A 12,099-nucleotide genomic window follows, 5' to 3' on the forward strand; every position below is an offset into this window, starting at 1 on the left:
ATCTCCTTTCTATTTCATCTTCCAATCATCTATTTTTATATCTTCATCCATAAATTTAATAAACCTTAAATAAGAATAAATTTGATTTATGCATGTATCGTTTTTAATATCTTCATCGTCCATGTCATAATAAATTTCATGTATAAAAGTAACTAAACCTTCTATGTAGCTTTTTATAGGTTCACATTTGTGTATTTCTTCATTAAAGTTATTATGGAAATAATTTTCCAATAAATCTTTATCTTTTCCAATTTTATTTAATATGATTTTATCCTTTAATAATTTGAAGTGGATAGCTTTTAAAAAAGTTTTTGATTTTGTATGTTTTTTTGAATTATAAATTATATCTTGAAATAAACGAGTAAATTGTTTATAAGAGTTAGTACCTTTACCGACTACTGTTTCGAAAGATTGTCCACTACTTTTTATTAGTTTAAAAGCTATGGCATTTTTAGTTACGTCTTTATTTTTATAATTCTTTGCCTTTACAAAAAGTAATTCCCTTGATTCATCTAAAGCATAATATAAGGGGAATTTATAATGCACCATGGCAACCCCAAAAGATGTAGTAGGGTTAAATTGACAACCTTGAAATTTGTGGTTGAATAAAGCTGATAAACAATCTATAAGTTCAAAAATATTACTATCAAAAGTTTCTTGCCCAATTATAGTGTTAATTTTATCTTCAGTCGTTATATTATTATTTATTATAGGAGCAATAAAAACCAAATCGTCTCCACCTGCATATACTGTAAACCCGCCATAATTCTTAATAATTTCATGGGATTCTTTTGAATAATCTAAAAGTTTATTTGAAAATTTTTCATAATCTTCAGGAACTTTAAGCTTACTTATAACTTTACCTATAGAATCACCATCCACGTGAACAATAGCTACGTATTCCTGAGCTTTTATTAAATCTCCAGCTAATATTTTTTCCTTTATCTCATCATCACTACAAGGAAAATCCGTATAATTTGTTTTTCCTAAAGCTATTTTTAAGAGTGATGGAAAACCACCTTTTTTCCCCTTATCTCCATAGGCATCTTTTGATAAAAAGTGTTTTCTAAAATTATCTTTTTTTAATGAACTATTATTTAATACAGGAAGCAGATAATTTCTACATTCCCCTTTTTCGTTAGGAAGTTTTTCGCAAAGCTCTAAAGCATCTAAACATTTATTTACTTGAAGTATTATGTTATTATCATCTTTTTCACCGTTTGTGTTTACATTTACCTCTAAGTAATAGATTTTGAAAAATTCATCTACATAATCTTTTACTTGGCTTTTTTTAATTTCCTTGTGATTAGGTATTTTCTTTAGCTCTTCCAAAACATTCTCAGTGAGAGATTCTTTTACTTCGTCTACGACAACCCCTATTAATTTAAAATCCTCTTCATTGGATTGGAAAATAAGCCTATCATGGAATAAACCTACTTCTTGTGGGTCATTAAATATTTTTTCTTTTTTCACATAAGGAACGATAAATCTGTCTTTTAAAGTATTATCTCCTTCAGTTTTATTTTTATCTAATAATTTTTTAATTATATTTTTCATAATATAAGAAAATAAATAACTACTTGCCCAGAGTTCACCCGTTTCTTTTGCTTGGCTAATGGTTTCAATTATTGGTCCTATGGTCAAACCTATATAAGTTTTTGAGTTTTCATTTTGAGACAATTACTTCACCACCTTTTTAACATTTTTTAATTCTACAGTCCTTACCTGCAATATATTCAAGGAATGTATTGACATTAAATTCTTTAGGTGTTAATAATTCTAACCTATCAAGAGTTTCTAGTTGGTGATTTCTTTCTATACATTTGCTTATTTCAAACTTTTGATCAAAAAATTCTATTGGTATTTCTTTAATATCTACATAAACATTGAAACTATTATTATATCTTAATGGTTTGAAGAATATAGGAGATTCCATTCTTTCAATTTTATGTTCTTTATCTATATGCTCTTTTTTTACATTAAAAGCTTGTTTACCATTACCCCAATTCCATTTTTCTATTAGTGATAATCCAAGTAAGTCTTTAATTAAGTATGCATTGGGAATCGAAAGATCTTTATGATATAAAAATTTATCTCTTATAACTTGTTTATCCCAAATCATGTTAATATCATAGAAATATTCTTTTATATAGGGAGTACCCTTTGATTCATTGCTTCTTATATTTTTATATAGATTATTTAGTTGGTTAAATAAATTTTTATAGAAATCTATTTCTTTTTTACCATTTAAATTTTTCATTATAATTTTATATTTAAAATTTTCATCTGCGTCATGAAAAACGTTTTCGGAGTCACTAACATAAAATGAACCAAACCCTTTATTCTGTCTGAATCCGAAGTTTGTTAATAATAAAAATTTTCCCATCCACTTCTCTATAGTATTTAAAAGTTTAGTATTAAAAGAAAAAAATTTTACATCAACGCTATCACAAAAAACAAATTTATTAGTATCAGCATTATTTTTATCAATATTATTAAAATAAAATGGAAAATTCTTTGGAATATCAGCTTGTCTCCAACGTACAACATTACAAAACCTAATTTTATAATCAAAGGCTTTTTTATCTTTAAAATCTTCTTCTGTTTTAAACTTTTTGTATCCTATTAAATACTGCTTGTACTCTTCAAAGCCACCTGGAAAAGCATGCTCAATTAAAAATTTATCTAATTTAGGTTTAAATTCTGTTGCTCTTATGGTAGCACCCTCTTGATCACTTTGAAAATGAATTAGAGGAGTGTGCTGGTTTAATCTTATTGTTAATTTTGACATAATATCACCACCTATTATTAATAATAAATTTAAAGAATTATGAGGAGAAAAGATAGTAAAAATAGTGTTCCAATAATTATTTTGTAAAAAAGCCTTATTTTTCCATATTTGAAACATGTATTTACAATTTTAAATACAATTAACATTGCAGTAATTGGATAGATTGTCCTTTTGCCAAGCCATACTAAATTGGACATAATGTTAATGTTTGTGTCCTTTGGTGATAAATCTATAACAAAATTACAAGCAGTAAATCCGATTCCTAAATAAGTAATAATATTTAATAAGTTAGTTGTGGATTCATTTGATATAAGTGAAGTATATTTGTGTATATCGTTTATTTCTTCACCTAATCTTTTTATATCTCTTTCTATTTCCATCATTTCCATTAATTTATTATATAATTCTATACCTTGCTCTTGAGCAGTAACTTCTCTAAAATAAATGTTATTAGTAAAGAGTATATAATATTTCTGCAATTTTTTTATATTTGCCAGAGCATCTTTTTCACCTAAGATTGAAATTTTAGAAGCTTCATCTGAAAATCTTAATATGGAAGCTCTTTGAGTCAAAGCTAACAACACCATTTCATAGTACATGTTATTAAAATGATTCATTAAAAAGTCTGTATTTTCTGTTTGATCTATAAGTGTAACAAAGGAATATCTGCTTATACCATAGAGTGTACCGAGATCAGCCCATCTTGTATAAGTGGATCTATTTAATAGTTCTTTGAACATTCCTTTATCTTCACATGTAGGATAGTTATTATCAATAAAGATATATTCATACCAAAAACTCCTATTTACGTATTCGGTTTCTCCATAGGCTTTGACTTTCCCTGATATAAAGTTATTTCGATATATACACATAGTGAACATTCTGTCATCTAGTATAGGATTTATAAATATAGACCCTTTTTCTAAATTGTTTTTATCATATATAAACTTATTACCTAGAAGGCGTAAAATTGTTTTTGAGATCCTTGTAGGTTCTTGTTTATAATCATAAATGAAATTTTCTTCTATTATTTCGGAAGCTAAATTCAATGAAAGTTTTGTGGCTAAAAAACTTCCTCTCACTTTTTCTATGGGTACATATTGTGGATATATTCTTCTTCCATAATCATTAATTTTTAATATATCTTCTTCGGATTTATGTTCATGATTATCTAAAAAGAATATTAAATTAGCTACTCCTGTATCATAAACTTTGAGCTTAATATTCTTTATTTTTAGCGAATAAGTTTTATGTTTTGTTGTGATATTGTATTTAGGGTTTTCACCTAAGTTGTTATACTTTAAGCATTTAACAATTCTATACTTTGTTTCTTTTTCGGTATGGTTACTCGACCAATAGCTAATTTTAAACAAATTAAAGTTAGACCATCTTTTATTATTACATATATCATTTTTACCATATATGCCATTTCTAACATTATCATAAAAATAAACGTATTTATTATATTCATCATCATCATTTACAAAATCATTACCTAAGTTATATTTATCATCTTCCCAATTATTACACTTTAATAATTCTATAATTTTTTCAACATTTAATCTTTTATCAATGGATGAGTTTAAAAAATAGTTATCACCTATATAATCCCATCTAAAAGGAAATATAAAAATGTGAGAGCTTATTACATTATTATTTTTATCCATGATGTTACCTCGCGACCCTATTTGTATTATACGTTCAGTAAAAGTAGTTACTATTGTATTGCAATGCTTATTTAAAATAATATAATTCTGTATCCATAAATTCACATGTAAGAGTACTTTGTCTTAATTCTTCTTTTAACTCTTTACCCAATTTAATTACAGTGTTCTTCCAGTCTTGAATATTTGCTACAAACTCTTTGTTTGCGACTCCCGTAATAGATACTGTCTCTTCGCCTCCTTTTGGACATCCCCATGCTTCATTATAAATTGCTTTACTTGGTTTAATTACTGCTGAAACATAAATTCCTGTTAACTCATATTCTTGTTTAGCTATTTTTCCCCATACACTTCCCACTAAGTTTAGGGAATCACTTTCAGTATTATTATGAAAATAACCTTTATTCACACCAGTTACAATCTCAAATCTTAAAGTTTTATTCAATTTATATTAACCTCCATTTAAAATTAATAATCCTGTTTATGTTCCTTCGCAAAACCCTGCCCCTACAGAGGAATTTTTTTCGCCTAAACCCACTGCTAAGGCTAAGAAGGCTAATTTTTGTGCGTTTTCATTATCATGAATTGATATACTTATTTTGTTACCTAAAAGGCGAATATTTTTATAGTTATAGTACATAGGCACCCTGTTTTTAAAGGTTATATTATTAATAAGTTTATCCTTAGCAGAGATATCTTCGTTATAGAAGTTTTTATACTTCTTCTCTAAGTTGATCTCTAATCTTTCTTTAAATAGATTTAAATCATCATTTTGCATCCAGGGTTTATTGTCTATAGTGATGATCAAAGGTGTTAGAGTATATATTTCTTTAAGTGTTTTTTTATTTATTTCCTTTATATCTGCTGATATAACTTTAAAATCATCACTCTTTAGATAGGGAGATAATTTATACATTTTCTCACAAAATTCATAATCCAAGCTACGAATTTTAAATATATAAAGATTATCTTTCTTATAAGTTTTTTCTTTTTCTAAGGGAAAAAAACTGTTAAATACATAATTTTTATATTCTTTTTTAGGATGGAATTCTTTTAAGCTTTCGTCTAACAGCATAATTTTATTTATATTTTTCCCAATTACATAACCGCTGTCTGCAAAATATATATTTCTGTTTAGAAGTACGGTAATAGTTAACTCAAAATAATTCATAATAGTCTCCTTTGTAATTTTACAGATTTAATATATTATACCATAATATGAAGATTTAAGATGATGAAAAAACTATAATAATCCTATTAAGTACAGGAATTACTATAGTTTTACAAATTTAATATATTAAATTGTAGAAAATAAGAAGTTAAGGATTTAGAAGTTTTCTTCCTTATATCTTTTCCTAATGTCTTTGACTTCCATGTTGCTAGAGTTGACTTGCTAATGCCAGTTTCTATACTCAATTCAGTTGGTGAGCAATTTTATGCTGAAAGTATCCTTGATATTAATCTTTCTTTTTTTTCTTTATCACATCTTGTATTATTTTATTATCTTTTGCCACAGGCTTCATCTCTCCTTTGTTCCAGCATATCGTTTCCTATTACCTATGACAATTATTTTAACACTGGGGGGAGTGGGGAACTTTATTAATAAAGAGAAAGGCAAATAATAAATAAAAAAAGATTGCTAAGAAAAAATTCTTAACAATATTTTTTAGGTCGTATTAAAGTTTATAATTTTGAAGAAGATTTACATGAAATATAAACAAATATACAACTTAATAAAAGTAAAATAAATCTATTTACCAAAAAGTATGCTGGAGATATAGCGTAGTAAAAATTATTAGAATTTGCACCAATGGAAAGTATTTTAAATATTCGTCCAGAGGATAATAAGTCAATAGAATAATATGATGTTAATATAAAGAGAGAAGCATATACATTTTTGGTTGTGGTTAGTAACAATAATACTAGTGAACATAGAAATAATATATTGGGAATAAACCGAAGGCTTAGAATTAAATTACTTATACTTAAAAAACCAACAGCTCTATAATAGATTAGGCCAGTAACAAATGAACCAATGGTAAATATCAATATATAAGTAATCCATCTGTAAAATATTATATAGTTAAAATTATTTCTATTATAAAATGTAATTAATTCATATATTTTATTTTTATAATCATAATAAAATACATAAATTATAATAAATGATGCAGTTAGTGGAATTATATAATCATATAGATTATCACAACTTTTTAATTTAATTTTTTCTTTTATAGATTGCAAATAATTCATTGGAGCAGGGGAAATTATGGATATAATAAAAAGTACAAATAACAGTAAGAAAGTAAGTTTGAATTTACGACTTTTTACATCGTATATTTTAAAATAATTATCATATAAAGGTTTATTATTTTTGAAAGAAAACATAAGCATTTTCTAAAGAAACCTCCTTTGCAGGATAACTACCATTAAGTACATGTTCATTTTTGATAAATTTAATTTTAATAAGGTCATTACTTAAACGCTTTTCTTCAATAAGTGTGACACGACTTTGAATATCTTTGAAATCATCTAGGTCACAAACTAAGGTGCAAATATTTTTTGCAGCTTGTGAGATTACTTCATTTATATCGCTATCAAGTATAACATTACCCTTTTTCATAATTATTACATTTTTACTATATAGTTCAGCATCTTCGATTATATGAGTGGAAATTAAAGTTATTTGCTCATTACCAATGTGAGATAAATAATGTCTAAATTCTAATCTTTGTTCCGGATCAAGTCCAACGGTGGGTTCATCAATTATTATCAATTTGGGATGTCCAATTACAGCTTGGGCTATTCCTAATCTTTGTTTATACCCTCCTGAATATTTTCCAAAAGATTTCTTAATAACATCATTTAAATTAAATTTAGATATAACTTCATCCATTGCTTGGATCTTTTCTTTGGATTTAATACCTTTAATATCACAAACGTAGGATAAGAAGTCATAACCAGATATGTTTGGATATATGTCAAAATGTTGAGGTAAATAACCTATATTATTAACACCATTGTTTTTTATATTTGATATATCAGTATTGTTTAGAGTTATATCTCCACTTGAAGGGCTTTTTAGACCTACAAGAATATTCATCAATGTGGTTTTACCTGCACCATTAGGGCCTAATAAAGCTGTAATACCATTTTTACAGGAAAAGGATATTTCATTTAGCACTTTATGCTTTCCATATGAAAAATTAACATTTTTAACTAACAAATTGTTATTCATATATATTAATTACTCCTATCTATAATTTATAAGCAAGGTTTCATCAAATATTTGGAATGATGAATGTGTATTGGGATTTTGAATACCATCTGACCAAACAGCAACTATAATCTTTTTGAAGTTCATGCTTTTTAAGAGCTCTAAATCTCTTTCAGATACTGTGCTATTATTTGAAGAAAGTTCTGAAACTAAGTTTTTTAAAGATAATTTAAAAAGATCTAGATTATAGCCCATAGGAATTATATATTCAATGTCATTATTTTTGATTGTTTGATACTGACCTGAGAATAAATTTAATCCTGATGACTGTCCTTGTAGTATATAACCATCATCGTTACTTGCTATTGAAAGATTAGAATATAATTTTGATGAGGTTTCAACCTGGACATTAAAATTAATTAGGGCGGTATTATTTAATCTGGGATACCAATAAAAAGTAGAACAAGGTAAATTAATAGCATGGTTGCTCACATAAAAAGTTGGTATACCAAGATTGTTTTCAACGTTTATGTTTCCCTCATAGTTAATTGAAATAATTAATTCAGATTCCTTGGTACAAGGATAATTAATTTGTAATTGATTATTCTTGTGTGTAAATTCAACAGGATAATCACCAATACTTACTTGCGCTACTTTTAACGAGTCATCTAATGAAAGGCTAATATTTTCCACATTATTTTGAACAAAAAGCTTAATAGTACATGTATTCTGAAGTGAATTATATAAACTAAGCTTCATATCATAAGACTGAATATAATAGTTATTTTCATTCATTAATTTATATCCATATAAATTAACAGTTCTACTATTAAAACTTAAGTATGAAGTAGCTAATAAAGAAAATAAAATACAAATAGATAATAAAATAGATTTACATTTTTTATTTGTATAGATTATAGCAATAATAGAAAGTATAAATAAGGATAAGAATAGTACAAAAAGTTTATCTAAATAGTAAAATTTATTAAATAATTGACCTGAAATATCATTTGATGGGGTTAAAGTATAGTCATCAAATATATTAAAAAGTTTATATAGTGGATTATTAGAGGGGCTATAGAATTCTAATAAGAATAAACTGTATATTGCAAGGGAGAATAATATTGAAAATCCATTCCTACATATAATTCCAATAGAAGAGCCTATTGTAGTAGCTATTAGATTAGATAAAGTCCATATGGTGAAAAAATGTAGAATAGCTTTTAAAACAAATACAGATTGAAAATGTATATTCTTAAAGATAATAATTGAAAGTATAGGTAATAAAGATGTTACAGTAGAAATAAATAGAGAAGTTATTATTATTGATAACTGTTTTTGTAAAATATTATTTTCTAAAAAATGTAGTATTTCATAATCTTTATGCATAATATATGTACTTACTATAAGGGTAAATAGATTGGAACAGATAATGCCAAAGCAAAATACCTTTGAAAATTCAAATAGTGATGACTCTAATACATTTACTTGTATAGTAATTAAAAATAGATTAAATAGTATTGAAAGTAAAAACATTGGATTCTTAATCATAATACCTACATAAAACCTAGATGTTTTTATCATAATTTATTTTAAGTAAGGAAAAATATACATATAATTGCCTTACTTACTCCTTTCGAATATTATATAGAACTGTGTCAGAAGTGTTTGTGATGTAAAATAAAAACTATCAAATTAGCTAAGTTTGATAGTTTTTATTTTTAAGTAATTTAATATTTATTAATTAGTAAGAGACAAATTAGCACTTGAATTATTGCTTGTACCATTCCATCTTAAATAATATGATTGACTTCACCGTTACTTGCATAGCTTTGGGAATTAAAACCAACTCTTCTACTGTTCACATTATTTAAAGTTTTTTATTGTAATCTCAATTTCCATAATACAATTATATCGCATAATATGGAACAAAACCAATATATATATATAATTACAAAATTATTGCAATCTTGAGCAGGAAATTTTGCTATCTTTTTTGATGTTGTATAAGGATCGGTTTCTCATTTGCGCTCACTTCCAATCTCAAAAAATTAAGACTGCCCATATTTCTAACGACAGTCTTTGTGAGCTGTTTTATTCTTTTGGTTATCTATATCCTAAAGTTGAATGTAACCTCTTATAATTTTAGAATAACTTATATGTTCAATATAGCCATTCTAGCCTCATCATGTGTTTTAAAGTGTTTTCCATGGAGCCACTCACATCTAAGTTTACCCCAAAACGATTCCATGGGAGTATTGACCTAACAATTATTTTTACGGGGCATGCTGGAGGCGAAATTATGCTTATGCAAGAATTTGGTAGTACTGAGAACAATATTGAGAACCTCACATAGCTTCGCTATACGGTATTTGTTGCGGGTAGCCTTGATAAATTCACATCTCTTTACTTTAGGTTCTTGGCAAAGAAAGCTGAGGCTTTTTTTAATATTTGAAATTCTTCTTTAAGTTCTCCATTTTCTTTTTCTAGTTTTCTAAGTTTTTCGTCTTCTGGACTGAGATTATCGCTTCTAGTTTAAATTCTGCACTATATTTTTTGTTCACTTAAATCAGTCCCTTCACTTTTAGTATAATACGATTTTATCGTGGCTACTAAAGTTGGTAAGGGGTAAGGGGTAAGGTTCAATTCTCGCCCTTAATGGTGGCGAAACACCATTTAAATACATCTCATGTTAGGGTTCAACTACCATTTGTTTACAGTGCTTTTAGCATGTCCAGATATATTTAAATACATCATATGTTGAGGTTCAACTAAAAAGTTAATAGTATTTCAAGTATTCAACTGGAAATTTAAATACATCTCATGTTGAGGTTCAACTTCTCTTGCTGGTAAAAGAAAAGGCATAATAAAAGGATTTAAATACATCTCATGTTGAGGTTCAACTATGTATTGCTTAGAACGGCTAGATTGTAACCCAAATTTAAATACATCTCATGTTGAGGTTCAACCACAGTAGTTAAGCCATTCCTTATTTTCATTATAGCCTTTAACCTGTTGAAAATAAAGGGTTTGTTTAAAATTTTTCCAATCGATTTGTGGTTTTTAAAAAGTTTATGAAAAACACACCTTAAACTTTGAGATTTCAATGGTTTAGAGGATGTTTTGTTTAATCAGCGGTTGGAAAAATTACGAAGTTAGAAGGGGAGGGGAGATTGAGATTTTTTCAAACTAATTTATCAGAAGCTAAATAGATTCATTAATTTTGATAAAAAATGAAACTCCTTCTCTCTTTATCGAAGGAGTACTCGAAGAGTAAGCGATTCACGCCAAATCACAGATTTGGGTTCTCTGCTTAAATACATCCTATGTTAAGGTTCAACTTTATAAAGGTCTCTAGCATATAGCTTAGGATCTATAATTTAAATACATCCTATGTTAAGGTTCAACATTTGGTATAGAAATGGATCTGTAATAACCTGTGTGAATTTAAATACATCCTATGTTAAGGTTCAACAAAATATAGAGAAAAGTATTTATTTATCTAATTTGAATTTAAATACATCCTATGTTAAGGTTCAACTATTATGGCACTTATAGATAAAGACAAGCTTAAGGTATTTAAATACATCCTATGTTAAGGTTCAACTGAAAGACCATGCGGATAAAAATAAGCTATCTTTGGCATTTAAATACATCCTATGTTAAGGTTCAACTTAATAGAGGTAGGCAGTAATTATGAAAAAATACATATTTAAATACATCCTATGTTAAGGTTCAACAATCCGCCAATATCAATTATTCCATAATCTTTATTATTTAAATACATCCTATGTTAAGGTTCAACTAATTGTTATAATACTGCATGGCTATCAAAAATAAAATTTAAATACATCCTATGTTAAGGTTCAACTTATAGAACGCTCATGGATATTACCTGTAGCAGACAATTTAAATACATCCTATGTTAAGGTTCAACCACTGCAGTTAAGCCATTCTCTAATTTCATTATATCCTTTAACCTGTTGAAAATAAAGGGTTTCTCTGAAATTTTTCCAACCGATTTGTGTTTTAAAAAAGTTGATAAAAAATACCCTTTAAACCTTGGGATTTAAAGGGTTTAAAGCAGTTTTTGTTTAAGGGGAGGTTGGAAAAATATAATGCTGAATTTAAGGTTTAAGAATTATATTGAAGTATGGGATTTTGGCAACTAGGAGTTGATGAGATTAGGAAGCTAGAAGGGGAGGGTAGAGTGAGACTTTTTCAATTATTTTGGCAGGGCTAAATATATCCAATATTACATATTGATTTTGATAAGAAAATGAAACTCCTTATATATTAAAAAAAGGATTATTTACATTTGTTATTGGATAAAAGCTCCATGACAAAATCATAGATTCTAAATATCACTTATGGTATAATATTCAAGTATAATTTGTTAACCGTAGATGGATGGCTACGGGGGTTTT

The 12,099-nt window shown here is 26.9% G+C and carries 8 protein-coding genes and 1 CRISPR repeat array; all 8 genes read right to left on the reverse strand.

What is annotated here, in order from left to right:
* Positions 1 to 9: 9 nt before the first annotated feature.
* The 8 genes from KQI89_RS16255 to KQI89_RS18245 all read right to left on the reverse strand — a co-directional run bounded on the left by KQI89_RS16255 (position 10) and on the right by KQI89_RS18245 (position 9,923).
* A complete protein-coding gene (locus KQI89_RS16255) occupies positions 10 to 1,680 on the reverse strand; it encodes a Cas10/Cmr2 second palm domain-containing protein (RefSeq protein ID WP_216457975.1) in 1,671 nt (556 codons plus the stop codon).
* 16 nt (positions 1,681 to 1,696) lie between these two features.
* Positions 1,697 to 2,791, reverse strand: a complete 1,095-nt coding sequence (locus tag KQI89_RS16260; protein WP_216457976.1) for a hypothetical protein — start codon at positions 2,789 to 2,791, stop codon at positions 1,697 to 1,699.
* Between the two features lie 29 nt (positions 2,792 to 2,820).
* Positions 2,821 to 4,458: a hypothetical protein gene (locus KQI89_RS16265; RefSeq protein ID WP_216457977.1), complete on the reverse strand. Its 1,638-nt coding sequence runs from the start codon at positions 4,456 to 4,458 to the stop codon at positions 2,821 to 2,823.
* A gap of 67 nt (positions 4,459 to 4,525) precedes the next feature.
* Positions 4,526 to 4,900: a hypothetical protein gene (locus KQI89_RS16270; RefSeq protein WP_216457978.1), complete on the reverse strand. Its 375-nt coding sequence runs from the start codon at positions 4,898 to 4,900 to the stop codon at positions 4,526 to 4,528.
* A gap of 36 nt (positions 4,901 to 4,936) precedes the next feature.
* Complete coding sequence (gene cas6, locus KQI89_RS16275) at positions 4,937 to 5,626, reverse strand: CRISPR-associated endoribonuclease Cas6 (RefSeq protein WP_216457979.1); 690 nt, start codon at positions 5,624 to 5,626, stop codon at positions 4,937 to 4,939.
* 1,197 nt (positions 5,627 to 6,823) lie between these two features.
* Positions 6,824 to 7,693, reverse strand: a complete 870-nt coding sequence (locus KQI89_RS16280) for an ATP-binding cassette domain-containing protein (protein ID WP_216457980.1) — start codon at positions 7,691 to 7,693, stop codon at positions 6,824 to 6,826.
* Between the two features lie 15 nt (positions 7,694 to 7,708).
* Positions 7,709 to 9,223 carry a hypothetical protein gene (locus KQI89_RS16285; RefSeq protein ID WP_216457981.1) on the reverse strand — a complete coding sequence of 505 codons (1,515 nt, stop codon included), beginning with the start codon at positions 9,221 to 9,223 and terminating at the stop codon, positions 7,709 to 7,711.
* Between the two features lie 604 nt (positions 9,224 to 9,827).
* Positions 9,828 to 9,923 carry an IS3 family transposase gene (locus tag KQI89_RS18245; protein WP_484793046.1) on the reverse strand — a complete coding sequence of 32 codons (96 nt, stop codon included), beginning with the start codon at positions 9,921 to 9,923 and terminating at the stop codon, positions 9,828 to 9,830.
* Between the two features lie 1,060 nt (positions 9,924 to 10,983).
* Positions 10,984 to 11,610: a CRISPR direct-repeat array (repeat unit 30 nt; unit sequence ATTTAAATACATCCTATGTTAAGGTTCAAC).
* Positions 11,611 to 12,099: the final 489 nt, after the last annotated feature.

This window comes from Clostridium simiarum (assembly GCF_018919175.1).
In the GTDB taxonomy this organism is placed as follows: Bacteria; Bacillota; Clostridia; order Clostridiales; family Clostridiaceae; genus Clostridium_L; species Clostridium_L simiarum.

Coding starts and splice junctions, on each gene's coding strand:
- KQI89_RS16260 (WP_216457976.1), bottom strand. CDS start 2,791: ATGTCAAAATTAACAATAAGATTAAACCAGCACACTCCTCTAATTCAT.
- KQI89_RS16265 (WP_216457977.1), bottom strand. CDS start 4,458: ATGGATAAAAATAATAATGTAATAAGCTCTCACATTTTTATATTTCCT.
- cas6 (WP_216457979.1), bottom strand. CDS start 5,626: ATGAATTATTTTGAGTTAACTATTACCGTACTTCTAAACAGAAATATA.
- KQI89_RS16280 (WP_216457980.1), bottom strand. CDS start 7,693: ATGAATAACAATTTGTTAGTTAAAAATGTTAATTTTTCATATGGAAAG.
- KQI89_RS16285 (WP_216457981.1), bottom strand. CDS start 9,223: ATGATTAAGAATCCAATGTTTTTACTTTCAATACTATTTAATCTATTT.
- KQI89_RS18245 (WP_484793046.1), bottom strand. CDS start 9,923: ATGGAATCGTTTTGGGGTAAACTTAGATGTGAGTGGCTCCATGGAAAA.